This window comes from Campylobacter geochelonis (genome assembly GCF_013201685.1).
GTDB classification, from domain to species: domain Bacteria; phylum Campylobacterota; class Campylobacteria; order Campylobacterales; family Campylobacteraceae; genus Campylobacter_B; species Campylobacter_B geochelonis.
The window spans coordinates 308,014-329,801 of sequence record NZ_CP053844.1; the positions used below are offsets into that span (position 1 = coordinate 308,014).

Below are 21,788 nucleotides of genomic sequence, written 5' to 3' on the forward strand. Positions count from 1 at the left end.
ATGCAAAAACAAGAAAAAATAGTCGAAATGTTTAACGCGATTGCGCCAACTTACGATAAGGCAAATCGCGCTATAAGCCTTGGGCTTGATACGAGTTGGCGAAAAACTGCGTGTCAAGTTATACTTTCTAAATTTATTAACCGTGAGGCAAGTATCGCTGATGTGGCTTGTGGAACTGGCGATATGCTAGGACTTTGGCACGATATGGCAAAGGGATTTAACGTTAAACTAAACAGACTTGTAGGAATCGATCCAAGTAGTGGTATGCTAAATGAGGCTAAGAAGAAATTTGCAAATTTAGAATTTATTGAAGCAAGTGCGGAAAATACGACTTTAGAAAACGAAAGCGTTGATGTGCTTAGTATTAGCTATGGTATAAGAAATGTGGTTGAAAGAGTTAAAGCGCTTGAAGAGTTTAACAGAGTTGTTAAAATGGGTGGATATGTTGTCGTACTTGAGTTTACTAAAACTCCAAAAAAAGGCATTGTGACATACTTTAGAGATTTATACGTTAGTAAAGTTTTGCCAAAAATAGGCGAAATGATATCTAAAAACAAAGAGGCGTATGAGTATCTTCCAAGCTCGATAGGAAATTTTTTAGACACGCAAAGTTTTATCAAAGAGCTTGAAAAATGCGGCTTTGAAATGGAAGTTGTAAAAGGCTTTAGTTTCGATGTTTCAACTATGTTTATAGCAAAAAAAGTTAGAAATTTATGATTTTAACCGTTAGTGAGTTAAACGAACAAGCCAAATCTTTGCTTGAAACAAATTTCGGTAGTATAGAAGTTAGCGGAGAGGTTTCTAGATTTATAGAAAATAAAAGCTCAAAACACTGGTATTTTACGCTAAAAGATGAAAAAGGCGCTATAAGTTGCGCGATGTTTAGTTTTAATAACAAAAAGATTAAATTTAGCATAAAAGATGGTATGAAAGTTGTAGCTTCAGGCAAAGTAAGCCTGTATGTGCCAAATGGTGGATATCAGCTCGTAGCAAGTTCGCTTAGAATTGAGGGCGTTGGAGAGCTAGAACTTGCATTTAAACAACTTAAAGAAAAGCTTGAAAAAGAGGGTCTTTTTAAGCCAGAGCATAAAAAACCGCTTCCTAAATTTCCAACCAAAATCGCAATTATTACAAGCGCAACTTCAGCAGCCTACCAAGATATGCTAAGAGTGGCAAAAGATAGATGTGAGTTTTGTCAAATTTATCTTTATAACTCGCTTATGCAAGGCGAAAGCGCGGCAAATTCGGTTATAAAAGCGTTGCAAAAAGCAGATAAGGCTGGGTATGATGCGATTGTCATAGCAAGAGGTGGCGGAAGTAAAGAGGACTTGTGGTGCTTTAACGATGAGAGCTTAGCAAGAGCGATATTTGCATCGCAAACGCCTATTATAAGCGCGGTTGGACACGAGATAGACTTTAGCATAAGTGATTTTGTAAGTGATCACAGAAGCCTTACGCCAACAGCTTCTATGGTGGATTTATTGCCTGATAAAATGTCGTTGTATCAAGAGATAGACTCTGATTATGATAGGTTAAATGAGATGGTGTATAAAAAGATTTTAGCGTGTGAAAACTGGGTAAAACACCTTGAAATCGAGCTTAAAAACAAAGCGTTGGGTAAAAAAATCGAGCAAAGTTTTAAAGATATAGAGAATTTAAGGTTTAAAATTCACTCGCTTTTTAAAGCTAAATTTAGTAAATTTCAAAATGAACTAAGCTTAAAAGAGGCGGTTTTTGCAGAGAAAAATCAGCTTTTTAGCGCAGTTAAAAACTATATCCAAGTGCAAAAAGATGGCAAAAACATAAGTCTTAAAGAGCTAAAAAGTGGCGATTTGGTTGAGTTGTATTCACAAGATGATAAAAAACAAGCAGTTATTAAATAAGGAGATTGTATGAGTAGAGTTATAAATTTTAGCGCTGGTCCAAGCAGCATTCCGCTTGAGGTGCTTCAAACTGCACAAGCAGAGTTTTTAGACTACAAAGGATGTGGCTGTTCGATTATAGAAATTTCACATAGAACGCCTATTTTTGAAGAGGTTTTATTTTCAGCTAGAGATAAGGTAAAAAGTCTTTATGGGTTTGGCGATGAGTATGATGTACTGTTCTTGCAAGGTGGCGCGACTTTGCAGTTTGCGCAAGTACCGATGAATTTATACAATGGCGGCGTAGCACAGTATGTAAATACTGGCGTTTGGACAACTAAAGCTATAAAAGATGCGAAAATTTTAGGTATAAATTACGAAGTTGTCGCAAGTAGCGAAGAGACTAAATTTGATAGAATTCCAAAAGATATCAAATTTAGCGACGATGCAGACTATCTTTATATCTGCTCAAATAACACAATTTACGGCACTCAATACAAAGAGTATCCAAAGTGCAAATGTCCTTTAGTAGTTGATAGTTCAAGTGATCTTTTCGCAAGAGAGATTGATATCAGCAACATCGGACTATTTTATGGTGGAATTCAGAAAAATGGTGGCCCAGCTGGCGTAACCTTGGTCGTAGTTAGAAAAGATTTGCTTGATAGAGTTGGGGCAAATGTGCCTAGCATTCTTCGCTATAAAACGCAAGCAGAGGCTGATTCTATGTCAAATACGCCAAACACTTTTGGAATTTATATGCTAAATTTAACTCTTGATTGGGTTATAAAACAAGGCGGTTTGGCTTCTATAAATGAAAAAAATGAGAAAAAAGCCCATCTTTTGTACTCTTATATCGATGGTTCAAACGGCTTTTATAAAGGTCACGCTCAGGATGATTCGCGCTCTTTAATGAATGTTAGCTTTAATATTTTATCAAAAGAGTTGGAGATGAAATTTGTAAAAGAGGCGAGTGAGGCTGGTATGATAGGGCTTAAAGGTCATCGTCATCTTGGCGGCATTAGAGCCTCTTTGTATAATGCTATAACTTATGAAAATGTGGAAACTTTAGTAGATTTTATGAAAGAATTTGCTAGAAAAAACGGCTAAATTTAAAAAATTTATCTACAAAGGGCTTTTTAAATTTGATTTTAAAGCCCTTTTTTTTGCAAAAAATATATTTATTAAAATAAAGTAAATATTATAACAAATGTTTAAATTTCAATTTTTTAAAATAAATTTAAGGTATAATTACGCTAGCAGAAATCTGCTAAATTTATTTTAAAGGATTAACATGGGATTACTATCTTTTGCTATCGATGCAGGCAAAAAACTGCTTGGGTTAGGCGATGATGAGGGCAAGATAAAAGAGGAGATTAAACTAAGTAGCCAAACTATGCCGATTGAAAATCTTGAGGTTAAAGTTGAGGGTGATACTGTTGTCTTAAAAGGCGATGGTTCACAAGAAGCCAAAGAAAAAGCCGCGTTAATCGCTGGAAATATCGAAGGGATTAAAAAGGTCGAGTTTGAGGGCGTTCGTGATGAGAGCGATGAAAACTACTATGAGATACAAAAAGGCGATAATCTATCAAAAATTTCAAAGAAATTTTATGGAAATCCAAATTTATACAACAAAATTTTTGAAGCTAACCGCGAGGTTATCAAAGATATGGATTTGATTTATCCGGGTCAAAAAATCCGCATTCCGAAGCTTGAAAAATAAGCTTTAAACCAAACTCGGCTATATTTTAGTCGAGTTTTTCTTTATATATGGAAAGATTGTTTAATTTTAACAGCTTTCATAGTTCTTGCTTTTTTTGCTCAATATCTGGCTTTAAAAGGCTGATTTGCATTAAAAATCATAAATTTGAAAGCAAACAAAACATTAAATTTTTCAAAAAACTTGTTTTTGTAAATTTCGTTGTTTATAAAAGGCAATTTAAATATAGTTCAAAAATGTTTTATATCATCTATCTATAAGAAGCGAAATTAAGTGCCAAAGAAAAGATATATATGCTATAAAAAGATATAGCTATGGAAAATATCGCAGTGAATAAAATGAAACTAGAGCATTTGCGGATTTTCATCTTAGATAACAAAATATGTGGATAAAACGAGCAGTATCGACATAATCAAATTTTGGTCATTTTCGTTTTCGTTTTTGATTAGTCGGCGTAAAAACCCAAATTCGGGCGAAAATTAACATAAAAGATAGAAGTATTTTTACATATTAGCCACACTAAAAAATTTCAACTAATTTTAGACAGAGATTATCAAAAAGTTATGAACGATACGCTAGATTTATAAAAAAATTAAGCAAAAAGATAAAAAAAGAGCAATAATTCAAAACATAGGTTTAAATTTAACTGCGCTTTATAAATTTAACTATTTTAACTCATTTTGTATAAATTCAGATACTTCATCTTTGTATTTTTCTAAACTTTCATTATGCTTTCGCGGAAGTTGGTTGTTTTTGTTATCTAATATGTTTTTATTTAAAGAGATTTGATTTTAGGGATATTAAAGTTAGCTATTTTTGTGCTTGTAAAGACTCGCTTCTCCGCGACATTCACAATCTATTTATATCGATATTTATTATAAAAATTATTTTTTTATATCTTTCTTTGTTGAGAATAGCCTTAAAATTGCTTTAACAAAAAGCTTTTAAAGTTGCACTTTTGAAATATTTCGTTAGCTTAAGAAAGGTTTGACTCTAGCATCTTTTAGCTTTATGTGATTTTAGATGTAGTCTTATCAATAATCAAATGGTAACTACTTTTCATTTATAAATTTTTTTCATATTGTTTTTGTGTATTTCATCGATTAGAGTTTCAAATATCTCATCATTAGCGCATTTTTCTGTCTTATTGATATCGATAAAACATTGTGATTATTATATTTTTTTAGCGGCTAGATACTGCTAAATTCAGAAGCAGACTACCCAAGAGAAGTTGTGGTGCATAGGTCGTAAAATAGTAGTGCAATTATTAACAAAATAGCTTTTTAAACATAGAAAAATCTTTTTAAATAAATTATAAAAAAAAGTATTCTAAATGTAATTAAATTTTAAGCTATAAAATGCCACGTATAGTTAGTATGGTTATAAATTTAGATTTATTAAGATAAGCTAAATTTATTTACCACCAAATTTAAGTAACGCCGAACCCCACGTAAATCCACCGCCAAATGCATCAAGTAGCATTAAAGAGCCGTTTTTAAGGCGTCCACTTTCAAAGGCATCATTTATCGCCATCGGGATTGAAGCTGAGCTTGTATTACCGTATTTAGCAACGGTTAAAACGCATTGTTCATCACTTAAGCCTAGCTTTTGTTGCACAGCATTGATGATACGTAAATTTGCTTGATGTGGGATAAAAAGATCAATTTGCGAAGATAAAATGCCATTTTTTGCTAAGATGTCTATAACATCGTTAGTTAGGGTATTTACAGCTACTTTAAAGACCTCATTTCCAGCCATATGCATAAAGTGAAGTTTTTTATCAAGAGTATCTTGCGACATAGGATTTACGCTGCCACAACCTGGAGTTATCAAAAGCTCGCCCTTGCTACCATCGCTTGATGTGTGAACATCGATGATATGGTTATCTTCTCGTAGTGAAATGACTGCTGCTCCAGCGCCATCGCCAAACAAAACGCAAGTCCCTCTATCTTCCCAGTTTGTAATCGAACTTAACTTTTCAGCGCCGATAATCAAAACATTTTTTTTCATTCCGCTTTCAACAAGACTTTTTGCTATCTCTAAAAGATAGATAAAGCCCGTGCAAGCTGCACTTATGTCAAATGCCGTAACGTTTGTAAGTCCAAGTAGATTTGAAATTCTGCACGCAGTTGATGGCATACAAAGATAATCAGGTGAAATAGTTGCGCAAATAATAGCGTCGATATCGCTAGGAGCAAGCTTTGCTCGTTCTATAGCTTGTTTTGCGGCTTTATATCCAAGATCGCTAGTAACTTCATCTTTTGCGATGTGTCTAGTGTGAATTCCTGTTCGTTTTACTATCCACTCATCGCTAGTTTCTACCATTTTTTCAAGATCGTGGTTAGTAAGAATAAATTCTGGAACATACGCTCCTATGGATATCATCGACGCTTTTTTCATAGCTTAGCCTTATTTTTTATATCTGTAAATTTAGCAAGCTCATCTTCTATCATCTTATCGATAGTTGAATTTGAGAATTTTAAAGCTTGAAAAATAGCATTTTTTACTGCTTTTGGAGTACTTTTGCCATGACTTATGATAACACAGTCTTTTATGCCAAGCAATGGCGCTCCGCCGTATTCATCATAATCTGTGCTTTTTTTAACGATTTTAAAAACCTTATTCATCAAAACTGCTCCAGCTATGGCAACAGGAGATTTTTTAACCTCTTTTTTAATTAGTTTATTCATCGCACCAGCAACGCCCTCAGCTGTTTTTAGCACTATATTTCCCATAAAACCATCACAAGTTACAACATCAACACTGCCATCGAAGATATTGCTACCTTCGGCATTTCCGACAAAGTTTTTAAGATTTTTAAGTAAATTTCTTGCCTCTTTTGTAACTTCATCGCCTTTGCTATCTTCCTCTCCGTTTGAAAGAATAGATAATCTAGGTTTTTCTATGCCCATAATGGCTTTTGCGTAAGCTTCGCCCATGATAGCAAACTGAAACAGATGCTCAGCCTTGCAATCAACATTTGCTCCAACATCTAAAACAAGAGTTCTTTTATCTTGCGAATTTGGCATAAGAGTTGCTATGGCTGGACGAATGACATTTTTAAGTCTACCGATTCTAAGAGTGGCTAAACTCATAGTCGCACCACTATGTCCTGCAGAAACAACAGCATTGCACTCTTTGTTTCTAACAAGTTCAATAGCTTTATAGATGCTTGATTCTTTCTTTTTAAGTGCGTCAGTCGCACCCTCTTTCATCTCAAAAATTTCATCTGCTTGCACATACGTAACAAATTCACCAAATTCTTTTGGTACTAAAGGGCGAACTAATTTCTCATCACCGACTAAAAACGCATGAAATTTTCTCTCTTTAAGAGCTTCTATAACTCCAGCAACTATCGGTTCACACCCAAAGTCGCCTCCCATAGCATCTATAGCTATTTTAGTCATTAGTATTCGCCAGTTGTTTTATTTGCGCGGTGTGGTATTTTCCAGCTGCCGTCTTTGTCTTTAACAGGAACAGGAAGAGTTACCTTATAGTGTGTTCTTCTTTTCGCTGCACGAGTTTTACTAACTCTACGTTTTGGAACTGCCATTTCTTTTCTCCTTTATAAATTTTTACACTTATCACAATAAAAATAGTCGCTTTTATAAGCTTCTATTTCGCTTTGTAAAATTTCATCAAAATTAATCTCGCCATCAAAAAACTCAACAACATCCTCCAAAACATCTTGCGAGGACTTGTAAATTCCATCACTTAGCACGAGATCTACTTTTTCATCTAAATCTAGCAAAATATTATCGCCACATCTGTCGCAATTATACTCAACTTTACCATAAATTTGACCATCACATTTTACCGTTTTGGCATTTTGTCTTTTTAAATTTCCAGCAAATGTTAAATTTGCCTTTTGAATTTCAAATGGAAATTCGTTGAAATTTATCTTGCTAAAATTTAGTTTCAAATTTAACCTCTTGACTAATTAGCAAATCTCTTTTTTTGCAAAGAAAAATGCTATCTCAATAGCTGCATTTTCCAAGCTATCGCTTCCATGAACTGCATTTGCATCGATACTTTCAGCAAAATCAGCTCTAATAGTGCCTTTTTCAGCTTTTTTAGGATCAGTTGCGCCCATCAAATCTCTGTTTTTTGCTACCGCGTTTTCACCCTCAAGAACCATAACAACAACTGGACCGCTTGTCATAAACTCAACTAGTTCGCCATAAAATGGTCTTTCTTTATGAACTTCGTAGAATTTACCAGCTTCAGCTTGGCTTAGTTGAAGTTTTTTAGCTGCTGCAATTCTTAAGCCATTTGACTCAAATCTGTCGATAATCTTACCGATAACGCCTTTTTTAACTGCATCTGGCTTTATGATAGATAAAGTTTGTTGCATGGGGTCTCCTTTAATTTAAAACATTTATTATATAAAATTTTGAAAATTTTTACAAAGAGAAAGATTTTAGCAGAATTTAGGTTAAAAATAAATAAAAGCCCAAAAAAGATTTGAGCTTTTATAATAAAAGTATTAACTTACAGCTGGAGTATTGCCACTTCTTAAGTCAGCGCCGATATCATCTCTTGAAGGTTGACCCTCAACAACATCGCTCCACACGATACAGCCATCTGTTGGACAGGCTGTCGCACAGGCTGGTTCGTCATTATGACCTACGCACTCAACGCATTTATCAGCATATACATAGTATATATCCTCACCAGTTGGGTTATCGCTATCATCAACTATAGCCTCGACTGGACACTCATCTATGCATGAGCCACAACTAATACAAATATCAGTAATTTTAACCGCCATATTATCTCCTTATTAAAATTGACCCAAAAATGATAACATATTGGAGTTTAACAAAGCCTAAATTTATAAAAATAAATAGCTGAAAAAATGTAAAAAATATTTAGGAGATTTTATCTCTTTTTAAACTTAAAGTGATATAATTTCGCTATTAATAAAATTTATTATTAGGAGAAAGATTATGGTAGTTACAAACAAAGCGATAGATTTTACAGCACCAGCTGTATTAGGCAACAACGAGATAGTTGAGGATTTTAACCTTTATAAAAATATAGGTCCAAAAGGCGCGGTAGTATTTTTCTATCCAAAAGACTTCACATTTGTATGTCCAAGCGAAATTATCGCATTTGATAAGAGATATAAAGATTTCAAAGATAGAGGCATAGAGGTTATCGGCGTAAGTTGCGATAACGAATACAGCCATTTTGCATGGAAAAATACACCAGTAAACAATGGCGGCATAGGCAACGTTCAGTTCCCACTAGTTGCGGATTTGACAAAAGATATAGCTAAAAACTTTGATGTGCTTTATGCAAACGCAGTTGCGCTTAGAGGAAGTTTTTTGCTAGATAGCGATGGTACGGTTAGACACGCAGTAGTAAATGACTTGCCACTTGGTAGAAACATCGATGAGATGATTCGTATGGTTGATACAATGCTATTTACAAACGAATACGGCGAGGTTTGCCCAGCTGGTTGGCATAAAGGCGAAAAAGGTATGAAAGCAAGTCCAGATGGCGTTGCAAACTACCTTGGCGAAAACGCAGACAAACTATAAAAATCACTTCAAGAGTCTAAAATTAGGCTCTTGAAACCACTTTATCTTGCTAAAATTCTCTTAAATTTTTACTAAATTTAACTCTTTTTGATTTATACTACGCGTGTTTTGGTGCTTTTATCTATATATTATTTTGTTTTTTACTTTAACGTGTGATTTTAATTTATGTTTTTATTGCTGTTTTTACTATGTTTTGGCTAAATTTAGACGTTTATATGGTTTTAATTTAGTTTGACAAAAGTTTGATTTTAGGTTTAAATTTATTTTACATAAAAAAGTTATATTAAATTTTTCTAAATTTAATATAATTAGCCCTTAAATGGATTTGCTATATTTATAAAACAAAAAAGTTTTTAAATTTACTGTTATAAATTAAACTGCAAAACGCTAAATTGAGGCTCAAATCCAAAATTCACAAAAGTATTTAAAACAAACTAGCTTTAAATTTTTAAAAATTAAAAATCTGTAAAGCAAAGTTTTACTAAATTAAATAGCTAAATTTAAAGTAAATTTTTAATCAAGTTTAAAAGCACTTTAAATTTTGATATAGCCTAAATTTAGATACCTTAATAAACCATTTTAAGCTAAAATTGCTAAATCTTAAAACCTAATTAACGCTTAAATCTAGCTTAAAATTTCTTATCTATTATCTTTTTTATCCCATTTAGAAGTTCGATTGAGGCTTGAATTTCAACTTTTCTTGTTGAGATACTTTCGACATTTGCGCCGATACTAACGCCTTTTGCTTGACTATATTTGTATAAAAACTCAAACATCTCAAGGCTTAAGCTAACTGAGCTTTGTAAGATATCAACGCTGTTTTTAAGTCTAGTTTCTAAAAACGGTGGCACGGAAATGCCAAGCCATTTCATAAACTCAAGCGTTTTTAAGCTTCCACATGGCGTAAAAGTAAAGATAATGGGAACTTTTTTAACTCCCATTTTAGCGTAGTCATCGATGAAATTTTTGGCGTTTTCTACATTATAAACGGCTTGAGTGATGAAAAATTCACACCCTTGCGAGGTCTTGCTAGCCACTTTTAGATGTTCGTTTGCTTTACTGGCGTGGCGTTCAGGGATACAAATTCCGCCAAGAGCTAAATTTGGCGCGATACGCTCTTTTATGCGGTAAGCCTCATCGAGTTTTAAATTTACATTTTGATTTTTCGAGCTTGCTCCTACAAAAACGGTGGCGAAATTTGAGCCTTTACATCTGGTTAGAACATCGCTAAATTCGTCACTTTTGTACTTTCCAACAGCTCGGTAAATAATAGCTGGTTTTGTGACATGTAAAAAATCGGTGTAGTAAACGTAAGGATCAATTGTGTGAATAAACTCAAAAGTGCGTTTTTGGCTAGTTCTAGCACTTTCATCTTGCAAGTCATAAAGGATAATCCCATCGATTTGAAGCGAGTTTATCCTATCTTTTTGAAGGCTTGAAATTCTTTTTATCTCATCATTATCTAAGTTCGATTTTGGCGGGGTTAAGCCGTATAGCAAAATTCCAGCTTGGTTTGATTTTAACTTTTCAATTAGCATTTAAACGCTACCTTTTTTGGCAAATTTTATCAAAATAATTTTTAAATTTTTTGTGTATAATATCAAAAAATCACTTTTAAGGCAAAATATGAAAAATTTACAAGAGAATTTAAAACTTTTTTATCTTGGTTTAAAAAACTCAAATGAGCCATATCTTTACAAAAACAAGGATTTAACCACTCACGCAACCATCATCGGAATGACAGGAAGTGGCAAAACTGGTCTTGGAATCACGCTTTTAGAAGAGGCTTGTATCGACAACATCCCATCGATTATTATTGATCCAAAGGGCGATATGACGAATTTAGCCCTCGCATTTTCGGATATGAAAAAAGAGGATTTTTTACCCTTTATGGATGCAAATGAAGCTGCAAGCAAGGGTGTTAGCGTCGAAAAGATGGCAGAAGATACGGCGCGCATGTGGAAAAAAGGGATTGAAGATAGTTATCAAAGCTTAGATAGGGTTAAGTTTTTTAAAGATAGTGCTGATTTTAGAATTTATACGCCAAAAGGTAGCGCTGGACTTGGAGTTAGCTTGCTAAGTGATTTTAAAGCTCCAGTTGGGTTAAATGATGAGGAGTTAAACAGCTATGCTTTATCGATCACAAGCTCGGTTTTATCGCTTGTTGGTGCTGATACGCAAAATGAAAGCTCGCCAGATATGCTTCTTGTGCAGACGATATTTTTAACAAATTTTAAAAACGGCAAAAATGTCGCTATAGCCGATTTAATCAACCAAATCGCAACGCCACCATTTGAAAAAGTTGGTGTTTTTGATATAAATACTTTCTATCCAAGCGATAAAAGAATGGCTTTGGCGATGAAGATTAATGCGCTTGTTGCAAGTCCAAGCTTTGCAAAATGGTGCGAAGGTGAGCGACTTGATATATCAAAAATGCTTTTTGATGATAATGGTAAGGCAAGATGTAATATCTTTACGATAAGCCATTTAAGCGATTCAGAGAGGATGTTTTTTGTAACGATTTTGCTAAATGAGATAATTCGTTGGATGAGAACGACTGAAGGAACTAGCTCACTTAGGGCGATTTTGTATATGGATGAAATTTTTGGCTTTTTCCCGCCGACTTCAAATCCGCCAAGCAAAACGCCTATGCTTACGCTTTTAAAGCAGGCTCGCGCTTTTGGCGTTGGATGTGTTTTAAGCACGCAAAATCCAGTGGATTTAGACTATAAAGGACTGTCAAACATCGGCACGTGGTTTATCGGACGACTTCAAACCGCGCAAGATAAAGAGCGAGTCATCAGCGGACTAACTGGCATTAACGATAGTTCGATGGATAAAAATGAGCTTTTAGAACTAATCTCAAATTTGAAAAAACGAAGCTTTTTGGTTAAAAATATAAACGAAGACGCTCTTGAAGTTATCTCGACAAGATGGGCTTTGAGCTATTTAAAAGGGCCGTTAAGTAGCGAACAAATTTCAAATTTAATGAGTGAGAAAAAATCATCAAAAACTAGTAAAGCCACTTTAAATTTATCCCTTGAAAATGCTAAGCCAATCATCTCGCCAAACATAAAAGAGCTTTTTAGTTACAGCTTCTCGCTTGATTTAGAGCCTTATCTTTGGGGCGTGGCAAAGGCTAGATATGTTACAAAAGAGTTTGAGTATATAAAAGATATAAATTTAGCTTTTTTGCTTGATGGAGCAAGCCAAACACAGTGGAGTCAGGCGAGTGAAGGGCTAGAATTTAGCACTCAAGAAACAGCCAAAGAAAATAGTAAATTCGCCCATCTTCCAAACTATATCGCATCTAAAAAAGATTTAAAAGATGAGGCAAAAAACCTAAAAGAGTATATTTATAGAAATGAAAAACTTGAGCTTTTTAGTGCGCTTGATATGACGTCAAAACCAGATGAGAGCAAAGATCGGTTTTTGCTAAGACTGCACGATAAATGTAATGAAATTTTAGAGCTTGAAACGTCTAAATTTGATGAGAAATTTAAAAAAGAGCAGGCTAAATTCGAGATTAAACTTAAAAAAGCTTATGAAAAACTTGAAAAAGAAAAAAGCGATGTCAAGGCAAAAGGGCTTGATGCGATTATAAGTATCGGAAGTACGATTTTAGGGGCATTTTTTGGTGGCAAAACACTAAGTAGAACAAATATGGGAAAAGCTGCAACTAGTGCAAGAAGCGCTGGGCGAGTGCTTGATGAAAGAGCTGATGTAAAACTAGCCCAAGAAGCCATTGAAACCATCGAAGCTGATATCCAAAAACTAAGTGATAGCGCAAACGAACAGCTTGAAGCGTTAAAAGATAGATATAATATAAGAAATTTAGAGATAAATTCAGTGCAAATTTCTCTTAAAAAAAGTGATATTTTTGATGAAGAGGTTGTGCTTTTATGGAAAAGTTAGGCAAATTTTAGTAAAATGCGTGCTTTAAATTTAAGGTTATAAAATGAATGAAAATATCATAATTTATCTACTTGCCTACCTGATTGCTTCGATTCCCTTTGGACTTTTAATAGGCAAATTTTTCGCTGGAGTTGATATCACAAGCCAAGGAAGTGGCAGTATCGGCGCGACAAATGTTTTGCGAGTGTTAAAGCAAACCGATCCTAAAAAAGCAAAAAAACTTGCGATTTTAACGGTGGTTTGCGATATTTTAAAAGGGTTGATTCCTTTAGTTGTGGCTAAAGTCGCAGGAGTCGATGCAAACGTGCTTTGGAGCATGGCGGTTTTAGCGGTTTTGGGACACTGTTTTTCGCCATTTTTAAAATTTGAAGGTGGAAAAGGCGTAGCAACTGGAGTTGGCGTGCTTGCGTTTTTCTTACCGCTTGAGGCGGTTATCGCTGTGATTGTCTGGTTTGTAGCTGGAAAAGCTATAAAAATTTCAAGCCTTGCTTCGTTGCTTGGGCTATTTACTTTGGTGATTGCGTCATTTTTAATCCACCCAAATATAGCTGGCATTAACACTCACGCGCCGATTTTAATCATCGCTATTATCGTAGTTTACAAGCACATACCAAACATCAAGCGCCTGTTTGAGGGAAAAGAAGCGAAAGTTATATAAATTTAAGGTAAAGATATGATAACTGTTTTGGTTGAAGAGTTAGAGTTTAGCACGATAATAGGGCTTTTAAACTTTGAAAGACTCACCCCTCAAAAAGTGGTTATAAGCGCCAAATTCAGAGCAGATGAGTTTATGGACTATGCAAAAATTTGTCAAATTTTAGAAGAAGACTTTAATGAAAATAAATTTTTAAAAGTCGAAGATGCGCTTGAATTTTTTGAAGTTAAATTTAAAAGACAATTTAACTCTCTTAAATATTTTTATATGAAAATTATAAAAAAAGAGATTATCAAAAACGCAAAAGTTGGAGCAGAGCTGGAAAAGTTTTATTAAAATTTTTTTAAAAAAACTTGAATTTATGCTTAAATTCTGCTATACTCTTATAAAATTTTTAAATTAAGGAAACTATAATGCGAATTTTGATAGTAGAGGATGAAGTTACTCTAAACAAAACAATTGCCGAGGGACTTCAGGAGTTCGGTTATCAAGCCGATAGCTCAGAGAGCTTTAAAGATGCGGAGTATTATATCGGCATCAGAAATTATGATTTAGTGCTTGCAGACTGGATGCTTCCAGATGGAAATGGCATAGATCTTATCAATGTTGTCAAACAAAAGTCTCCTAGAACATCAGTTGTAATCATCTCAGCAAAAGATGATAAAGATAGCGAAATCAAAGCTTTAAGAGCTGGAGCTGATGATTATATAAAAAAACCATTTGATTTTGATATACTTGTCGCTAGAATCGAAGCAAGACTGAGATTTGGCGGTACAAATGTTATCAAAATAGATGATTTGATAATAGATCCAGATGAAGAGAAAATCACATATTTAGGTCAAGAAGTTGAGCTAAAAGGTAAGCCATTTGAGGTACTTACTCACTTAGCAAGACATAGCGATCAAATAGTTAGTAAAGAACAACTTTTAGATGCGATTTGGGAAGAGCCAGAGCTTGTAACTCCAAATGTCATCGAAGTAGCAATCAATCAAATTCGCCAAAAAATGGATAAACCTCTAAACATCTCAACAATCGAAACTGTAAGAAGACGCGGATACAGATTTTGTTTTCCCAAAAAAGCCTAAAAACTAAATTTATGTTACAATTAGCATCGGCCTCAACGATGCTAATTATCATATTTTCTACGATGCTTTATCACTACATTAAAATTGAAATTTATGAGAACGTAGTGCAAAATTTAAACCTAAAAGCTAGAAAAATAGCTAATATGGATTTTTTAGATATAGAAAATTTAAAACTATACCGCGAAGAAGCGGGAAGTAATAGCGTAGAAATCGCTATTAGCAACAATGATGAAAATCTTTTAAGACCACGATATATAAAAACAATGCTTGGAGATGAGTATTTTTTGATTTTGGAGTATCCTGCTAAAGATAGGCTTATCACGCTTAAAACTGAAACAACATTTTATAACAAAATCATCTCGCAAATTTTAATCGACATTCTTATTATAAACGCAACCATGATACTCTTGATACTTTTTTACGCTCTGTTTTTATCAAGATCACTTTTAATGCCTATTAAAACGCTTAGCAACAAGCTTTCTAAGCTAAATGAAACAGTTTTAAGCCATATCGATGAGTCAAGTATACCAGATGAGTTTTTGCCACTTGGAAAGGGCATAAATAGGCTAATTGATAGAATTCATACATTTATAAAGTACCAAAAAGAGCTTTTTATAGGGGTTGCTCACGAGCTTAAAACTCCTTTGGCGGTTATGAAAACCAAAAACGAAGTTACTCTTTTAAAACAGCGAGAGAGTGAAAAATATATAGAAGCGCTGCAAAATAATATTTCAAGCATAGATACGATGAATAAAATGATAAGCTCTATCCTTGAAATCGGACGTCAAGAGGGCGCACAGTTTGAAGAAGGCGTGAAAAAAGATATGATAGCTTATCTTAAAGAGCTTGGGACAAATTTTAAAATTCTAGCGCGCGGAAAAAACAAAGATATAGAGCTATCGCTTTCTCCAAATGTGCTTTTCATGACTGTTCAACCGACCCTTTTTATGCATATTATCCAAAATTTTGTGCAAAATGCTATCAAATTTTCGCCAGAAAATGCAGTTGTTACGATACAATCAAAAATAGAAAATAAATTTTTTGTCATAGAAGTTTTAGATGAAGGTGATGGAATCGATGAAAATATCGATCTTTTCGCGCCTTTTAAACGATATGGCAACGAAAGCGGCGCTGGACTTGGACTGTTTTTGGCAAAAGGCGCAGCTCAGGCTATGAATGCCGAAATTTCTTTAAAAAACAGAGAAGATAAAAAGGGAACTATAGCAACTATCAAACTCCCACTTCCAAAAAAAGTTAAAAAACTAAGTTAAGAGGATTTTATATGTCAAGACGAGTAGCGGTGATAGACCTTGGCTCAAATTCAGCTAGAATGGCGATTTTTGAGCGAACAAGTAGACTTGGTTTTTATATTTTAGGCGAGTATAAGATGAAAGTTAGGCTTGGCGAGGGCGCTTATGAAAACGAAGGCGTTTTACAAGCCGATGCGATGCAAAAATGCCTTGCTGCTTTTATCGAGTTTAAAAAATTGATTACAAGATATAAGGTTAATAAAGTTTTAGCTGTTGGCACTTCAGCGCTTCGTGACGCTCCAAATTCGAAAACTTTTATAAATATGGTAAAAAAACTTGGTATAAATTTAAAAGTAATCGATGGCAATATGGAGGCATACTACGGCGGTTTTGCGGCTTCAAATTTACTTTTTAACTTAAAAGAAGCAACGACTATCGATATCGGCGGAGGCTCAACTGAACTTGCGCATATCGTTAATGGCAAAGTAGTAGAAACGCTCTCTTTAAATGTTGGCACAGTAAGACTTAAGGAGCTGTTTTTTGATAAAAAAGAGCTTAAGGGGCTTGAAGCTTTTATCCAAGAGACACTAAATTTAGTACCAAAATCCTTTAAATGTGACAATATCATAGCAATCGGCGGAAGCTTAAGAGCGATTTCAAGCGCGATAATGCAGATAAAAAACTACCCTTTAAACATAGTTCATGGTTTTTCTTACAAATACGCTGATTTTAGCGACTTGATAGAGCGAATTAGCGTAGCAAAAACGCTTGAGTTGAACCAATTTCCGATAAAAAAAGATAGATATGATACGATTCGAGGTGGGGCGTATATATTTAAAAAAGTGGTTGAGTTTTTGGGCGCTAAAAGTGTTCAAACAAGCGGAGTTGGAGTTAGAGAGGGCGTGTTTTTAACAAATTTGATAGGAAAAAATGCCAAATTTCCAGCTAATTTTAATCCGAGCCTAAAAAGCGTTCAAGATAGATTTATAGTAGATGCGCGACCAAATATCGCTAAATTTGCTAAGGGGATTTTTGAGGTTTTAAGCGAGCTTCATGGGATTGATGAGAGTTATAAAAAGGATTTAATAACTGCTTCAAAACTCCTAAATATCGGACTTAAGATAGGTTTTTACTCAAAACATACTCATGCAAATTATATCATTTTAAGCACGCTAAATTACGGCTACACGCACAAGCAAAAAGCGCTTATTGCAACTATTATAAAACTTCATGGTAAAAAAAGCCTAGAAGGCGAGGAATTTTTAAAGCTTAATGAGTTGTTACCACCTGCTAAAAGCGTGATTTGGCTTGGGTTTATGCTAGAACTTGCAAGGGTTTTAGATGAGGCAGATACAACAAACATTAGCTTTGAGTTTTCAAACTCTACTTTGCAAATTTATGGATTAAAAGATGCGATTTTTGTAAAAGATAGTGTTAAAAAGATGCTTAAACCTGCGATTTTTGCGATAACTTTTAACTAGAGAATAAAAATAAATTTTTAAGATATTTTGTGATTTGCTTGCAAAATATCTAAATTTAGTTAGAATTAAATTTAGATAAGCAGATTTGTTTTGTTGCTATTTTTGTTTATTAGATATGTTTTTTGTATAGTAAAATGTAAATTTAACAAATTTTTGTAAAAATACTTATCTTTATATATAAATAAAAACTATCAAACTGTTTTATATACTTTAAATAATTTTATAACAACTCGCGCGATGTATTTTTAAAATTTATAAATTTTAAAAATAAAATTTTGATAGCTAAAGCTGGTTTTTGGCATAGGAAGTTTATCATGGGCGAGTTTAGGAAATATTTTAACAATAGATTAAGCACGTTTGAAATTTATATAGATATTAATATTTTCCGCCATTAAAGGGCAGTTAAAATATAGATTTTTCGTGTTTAAAATAAAATTTAACTAAAATAATATAAAAATTTATATACTTTATAACAGGTGTATTTAACAAAAGCAAAAATATCCATAACTTCGTATGCTAATCAGCAAAGGCTACAAAACTACACTCAAACACAAAGCAAAATTTACTAGGCTTGGATTTGTAAAATTTTTATAAATTCAATATTTTTGCTATGTTTGTATCATCGCCTAATTTAGGGCTTTTTATATATAAATAAATTTATTTTAATTCTTAGATGTAATTTAGCTTTAAGAGCTTGTGAATTTCATATAAATTTAAAATTCACAAGCAAAAAGGTTAAATTTGGTTATTTTGTTTTTTGCAGATTTCTAAAAACTGCTCGAATTTATCCCTATCTTTCATCATCGCATCAAAAATATCTTGTGGAATTTGGTTATCCTTGCTTAAAAAAGTTATATATTTTTGACCGTTATGATCTAGCAAAATCACATCTTTTTCATCGCTTATTTTATCTTTATATACTATTTTTATCTCATCATATTCTGGGTCTTGCTCTAAAGTTTCTTGTCTAAATCTGTCTTGCTGAGCGGTTTTGGTGCTGGAATTTGCTTCAAAATTTTCTTCACTTAAATTGTCTAATTTACTAAATTCATCTAAACCATCATCTAAATTTTTCTCATCATTTTCAAGCTCGTTTTGTCTATTTTCAAATTTTTCATCAAAAATCGAAAGTTCAAAATCATCTTTTGGTTTTTTAAATTTCCTAACCACAAAAAACAGCAATACCGCGAGTATAAACAAAACAACCACGCCAAAAACTAAACTTAAATTCCCGCCAACTTCCTTGCTTGCTTGTGTTTGCTCTTTTGGAGTTGTGTCTATGCTGCTTATGCTGCTATCGGTAAATTTAATCGTTAAAGATAGCTTATCAGATGAAGGTATGGCTTCTGCTTTTAAATCCTTGCTACCTTTTACTATAATTTCTACGCTATCGTTTTTGTTTTGTATGCTAAATTCGCTAACTATTTTTGAGTTAAGCTGGTTTATAAATTTCTCATTTGATGTTGTTTTATCCAGCGTTATAACGAGGTTTGAGTCATCTTGTGAGCGATAAATTTTACCATTAAAAGCAGAGTCAAAAAGCAGCTTTATATCCACACTTGAGCCATTGTCATAGACTTCTTGATTCATCAAAGTGGCTGAATTTAGATATGAAATAACCAAAATAAAAATTAAAATAACCTTTTTCACGCACTTCCACCTAATCTTTAAAAAATTTATTTATTTCGTTTAACAGACTTTTTACGTCTAATTCACTAGTAAGTTTTACGATACTAGTGCCGATTATAGCGCCATCAGCGTAACTTTTCGTAAGTTTTACATCTTCGTTTGAGCGGATTCCAAAACCAACGGCTATGGGTAAATTTGTCTTTTTCTTGATATCATTTATCATATTTTTAAGTCGTTCGACTGGAGTTTGTTTGCCACCAGTTACACCAATCGAGCCAACGCCGTAAATAAATCCGCTCGATTTTTCAAGCAGTCTATCAAGCCTGTGTTCGCTAGTTACACTAATAAGCGGTATCAAGCTCAAGCCATTTTTTTGACATAAATCAAAAAGCTCATCGCTTTCTTCAAGTGGCAAGTCTGGCACGATAAGTCCGCTGATACCGACCTCTTTTGTAGCTTTTACAAACGCTTCTTGCCCGTAAGCAAAAATTAAGTTGTAATAGACTAAAAAAACAAGGCATTTGTTAGTTTTACACTCTTTTAGCATGTCAAAAACTTTTTGCGTATCCACGCCACTTCGCACAGCTGAAAAACTCGCCTCAAATATCACTTTGCCATCAGCTAGTGGATCTGAGTATGGAATGCCAAGCTCTAAGATATCCAAACAGCTCTCATCAAGCGAGTTTATAAACTTTTTTGTGTAATCAAGGCTTGGATAACCAGCTACGACATAGCCGATATTTGCCTTTTTATTTTCAAACGCTTTTGCGATCTTATCCATAAATAGTTCCTTTTTTATACTCCATAACTGTATTCATATCCTTATCACCTCTACCGCTTACATTGACAACGATGGTTTTTTTACCACTTAGTGTTGGGCAGAGTTTTTCAAGGTAAGCAAGCGCGTGCGAACTCTCAATCGCAGGTATAATGCCCTCAAGTTTAGTTGTAAGTTTTAGTGCATTTATGCACTCATCATCGGTTATAGCGTGATAGTTTGCTCTTTTGCTTGTATGTAAATGCGAATGCTCTGGGCCAATGCCTGGATAGTCAAGTCCGGCTGAGATGCTGTGGACTGGCTCGATTCGCCCAAATTTATCTTGTAAAACTATGGTTTTCATGCCATGAATTATCCCAGCTCTTCCTTTTGTAAGAGTTGCTGCGTGATATGGAGTTTCAACGCCAAGTCCACCGGCTTCAACACCTATTAAATTTACACTTTTATCATCTAAAAATGCGCTAAAAATGCCTATAGCGTTACTTCCTCCGCCAACACAGGCGATGATATAGTCAGCTTTTAAATTTTTTTCTTCAAGTTGGGTTTTTGTCTCTTTTCCGATGACGCTTTGAAAGTCTTTTACCATCAAAGGATACGGATATGGGCCAACGGCTGAACCGATGACATAAAAGACATCTTCTATCTCATTTACCCATGCTTGAATCGCCGCAGTTGTCGCCTCTTTAAGCGTTTTTAAGCCATCGTGTATCTCTACAACATCGGCGCCTAAAAGTTTCATTCTAAATTTATTTAATTCTTGTCTTTGCGCATCGACTGCACCCATATAAACATCACATTTTAGCCCTAAAAGTGCCGCAGCTGTGGCGGTTGCAACGCCGTGCTGTCCGGCGCCAGTTTCGGCGATGATTTTTTTCTTACCCATTTTTTTTGCAAGCAGGGCTTGACCTAAGGCGTTGTTTATCTTGTGAGCGCCCGTGTGGTTTAAATCTTCCCTTTTAAGATAAATTTCATGTCCGTAATGCTCGCTTAAGCGCTTTGCGTGATAAAGTGGAGTTGGACGACCGGCGTAATCTTTTAAAAGATACTCAAACTCATCTCTAAACTCGGCACTTTTTGCTATGCTAAAATAGGCATTTTCAAGCTCTTCTAGCGCAAACATGGCAATTTCAGGGATAAACTGCCCGCCAAATTCGCCAAAATATGACTTTTTCATATAAATTTTCCTTCTTACAAATTTTTATATTATATAGTAAAAAGTGTTAAATTTGGCTTTGTAGCGAGAGTTTAATCGCTGATGTAAACATAGTTTTGCCATATGAGAATTAAAAAAGATGTAAAATCGTGAATGTATGTTTCAAAAAGAATTTTTACGTTTTAGGATAAATTTAAAGATTAAATTTATACAAACCGCAGATGAAAATCAAAAATACAAGCATGATTTATCATAAACCAATTTTCAAATTTGGTGCAAAATGTTAGATTTACGAGTGCTAGCTACTTAACAAATCCAGCAAAAGCTAAACGCAAAATGGCATAAATTTAACCGCAGTGCTAGAGATCGCTTTGGCGGTTTTTGCTCTCATCGCCAAGTTTGGTTGTAAATCTTAAAAATTTAAAAAACAGATAACTAATAAAACAATCGCGCATAAATTAGCTTAACTATAAGATATCCTTGCGCGTTTTTGTCTTGATTGATATATTTTTAAGCGCTATGATGTGCGTTAATTTTAGTAAAATACTCCAATCATTGCAAAAAATCAGATTTAGAAATTTGTTTAACGGTGATAAAGAATATAGGTAATTTTATCATCAAAATTTTGTTTTTGTGATTATACAGATATGTTTCGTTTATAGAATTTGTTGGGTGCCTTAGAGTGCCATAATATCAATGGGCGTAATCAGCTATAAC

21 protein-coding genes are annotated in these 21,788 nt (G+C 34.0%); 11 read left to right on the forward strand and 10 right to left on the reverse strand.

What is annotated here, in order from left to right:
- The 4 genes from ubiE to lysM all read left to right on the forward strand — a co-directional run bounded on the left by ubiE (position 1) and on the right by lysM (position 3,582).
- Positions 1-717 (forward strand): bifunctional demethylmenaquinone methyltransferase/2-methoxy-6-polyprenyl-1,4-benzoquinol methylase UbiE, encoded by a 717-nt coding sequence (gene ubiE, locus CGEO_RS01490; protein ID WP_075493681.1) that lies wholly within the window; start codon positions 1-3, stop codon positions 715-717.
- Entirely contained in the window at positions 714-1,883 is a 1,170-nt protein-coding gene (gene xseA, locus CGEO_RS01495; RefSeq protein ID WP_075539848.1) for an exodeoxyribonuclease VII large subunit, read from the forward strand. Before ubiE ends, xseA begins: the two co-directional genes overlap by 4 nt.
- Positions 1,884-1,892: 9 nt before the next feature.
- A complete protein-coding gene (gene serC / locus CGEO_RS01500; RefSeq protein WP_075493677.1) occupies positions 1,893-2,969 on the forward strand; it encodes a phosphoserine transaminase in 1,077 nt (358 codons plus the stop codon).
- Between the two features lie 184 nt (positions 2,970-3,153).
- Positions 3,154-3,582, forward strand: a complete 429-nt coding sequence (gene lysM, locus CGEO_RS01505; RefSeq protein WP_075539847.1) for a peptidoglycan-binding protein LysM — start codon at positions 3,154-3,156, stop codon at positions 3,580-3,582.
- 1,410 nt (positions 3,583-4,992) lie between these two features.
- Here lysM and CGEO_RS01510 read toward each other — a convergent pair.
- The 6 genes from CGEO_RS01510 to CGEO_RS01535 all read right to left on the reverse strand — a co-directional run bounded on the left by CGEO_RS01510 (position 4,993) and on the right by CGEO_RS01535 (position 8,350).
- Positions 4,993-5,979 carry a beta-ketoacyl-ACP synthase III gene (locus CGEO_RS01510; protein WP_075539845.1) on the reverse strand — a complete coding sequence of 329 codons (987 nt, stop codon included), beginning with the start codon at positions 5,977-5,979 and terminating at the stop codon, positions 4,993-4,995.
- Complete coding sequence (gene plsX / locus CGEO_RS01515) at positions 5,976-6,986, reverse strand: phosphate acyltransferase PlsX (RefSeq protein ID WP_075493671.1); 1,011 nt, start codon at positions 6,984-6,986, stop codon at positions 5,976-5,978. Before plsX ends, CGEO_RS01510 begins: the two co-directional genes overlap by 4 nt.
- Positions 6,986-7,132 (reverse strand): 50S ribosomal protein L32, encoded by a 147-nt coding sequence (rpmF, locus tag CGEO_RS01520; protein ID WP_075493669.1) that lies wholly within the window; start codon positions 7,130-7,132, stop codon positions 6,986-6,988. The genes plsX and rpmF overlap by 1 nt, the downstream gene beginning before the upstream one ends.
- Positions 7,133-7,144: 12 nt before the next feature.
- Complete coding sequence (locus CGEO_RS01525) at positions 7,145-7,501, reverse strand: DUF177 domain-containing protein (RefSeq protein ID WP_075539844.1); 357 nt, start codon at positions 7,499-7,501, stop codon at positions 7,145-7,147.
- Positions 7,502-7,519: 18 nt separating this feature from the next.
- Entirely contained in the window at positions 7,520-7,933 is a 414-nt protein-coding gene (ndk, locus tag CGEO_RS01530; protein WP_075493665.1) for a nucleoside-diphosphate kinase, read from the reverse strand.
- Positions 7,934-8,065: 132 nt separating this feature from the next.
- Positions 8,066-8,350 carry a DUF362 domain-containing protein gene (locus tag CGEO_RS01535; protein WP_075539843.1) on the reverse strand — a complete coding sequence of 95 codons (285 nt, stop codon included), beginning with the start codon at positions 8,348-8,350 and terminating at the stop codon, positions 8,066-8,068.
- Between the two features lie 178 nt (positions 8,351-8,528).
- On the opposite strand from CGEO_RS01535, the gene CGEO_RS01540 reads away from it, so the two are divergent.
- A complete protein-coding gene (locus CGEO_RS01540) occupies positions 8,529-9,125 on the forward strand; it encodes a peroxiredoxin (RefSeq protein ID WP_075539842.1) in 597 nt (198 codons plus the stop codon).
- Between the two features lie 629 nt (positions 9,126-9,754).
- Here CGEO_RS01540 and CGEO_RS01545 read toward each other — a convergent pair.
- A complete protein-coding gene (locus tag CGEO_RS01545; RefSeq protein WP_075493660.1) occupies positions 9,755-10,663 on the reverse strand; it encodes a methylenetetrahydrofolate reductase in 909 nt (302 codons plus the stop codon).
- A gap of 88 nt (positions 10,664-10,751) precedes the next feature.
- Between CGEO_RS01545 and CGEO_RS01550 the strand changes: the two genes are divergently transcribed.
- From CGEO_RS01550 to CGEO_RS01575, 6 genes are all read left to right on the forward strand, one after another.
- Positions 10,752-13,040 (forward strand): ATP-binding protein, encoded by a 2,289-nt coding sequence (locus CGEO_RS01550; RefSeq protein WP_075539841.1) that lies wholly within the window; start codon positions 10,752-10,754, stop codon positions 13,038-13,040.
- A gap of 43 nt (positions 13,041-13,083) precedes the next feature.
- Entirely contained in the window at positions 13,084-13,698 is a 615-nt protein-coding gene (gene plsY, locus CGEO_RS01555; RefSeq protein ID WP_075493656.1) for a glycerol-3-phosphate 1-O-acyltransferase PlsY, read from the forward strand.
- 15 nt (positions 13,699-13,713) lie between these two features.
- Entirely contained in the window at positions 13,714-14,031 is a 318-nt protein-coding gene (locus tag CGEO_RS01560; RefSeq protein WP_075539840.1) for a dihydroneopterin aldolase, read from the forward strand.
- A gap of 77 nt (positions 14,032-14,108) precedes the next feature.
- Positions 14,109-14,780 (forward strand): homeostatic response regulator transcription factor HsrA, encoded by a 672-nt coding sequence (gene hsrA, locus CGEO_RS01565; protein WP_075493652.1) that lies wholly within the window; start codon positions 14,109-14,111, stop codon positions 14,778-14,780.
- An 11-nt stretch (positions 14,781-14,791) separates the two neighbouring features.
- Complete coding sequence (locus CGEO_RS01570) at positions 14,792-16,051, forward strand: sensor histidine kinase (RefSeq protein WP_242647980.1); 1,260 nt, start codon at positions 14,792-14,794, stop codon at positions 16,049-16,051.
- An 11-nt stretch (positions 16,052-16,062) separates the two neighbouring features.
- Positions 16,063-17,511 carry a Ppx/GppA phosphatase family protein gene (locus CGEO_RS01575; RefSeq protein WP_075539839.1) on the forward strand — a complete coding sequence of 483 codons (1,449 nt, stop codon included), beginning with the start codon at positions 16,063-16,065 and terminating at the stop codon, positions 17,509-17,511.
- Between the two features lie 735 nt (positions 17,512-18,246).
- On the opposite strand, the gene CGEO_RS01580 is transcribed toward CGEO_RS01575, so the two are convergent.
- From CGEO_RS01580 to trpB, 3 genes are read right to left on the reverse strand one after another with little or no spacing between them, the layout of a single operon-like run.
- Positions 18,247-19,161, reverse strand: coding sequence for a hypothetical protein (locus CGEO_RS01580; RefSeq protein ID WP_075539838.1), 915 nt, complete (start codon positions 19,159-19,161; stop codon positions 18,247-18,249).
- Between the two features lie 10 nt (positions 19,162-19,171).
- Positions 19,172-19,921 carry a tryptophan synthase subunit alpha gene (trpA, locus tag CGEO_RS01585; protein WP_075539837.1) on the reverse strand — a complete coding sequence of 250 codons (750 nt, stop codon included), beginning with the start codon at positions 19,919-19,921 and terminating at the stop codon, positions 19,172-19,174.
- The gene (gene trpB, locus CGEO_RS01590; RefSeq protein WP_075539836.1) at positions 19,914-21,092 is read right to left on the reverse strand and encodes a tryptophan synthase subunit beta; all 1,179 of its coding nucleotides are present in this window, start codon (positions 21,090-21,092) and stop codon (positions 19,914-19,916) included. Before trpB ends, trpA begins: the two co-directional genes overlap by 8 nt.
- Between the last annotated feature and the right edge of the window lie 696 nt (positions 21,093-21,788).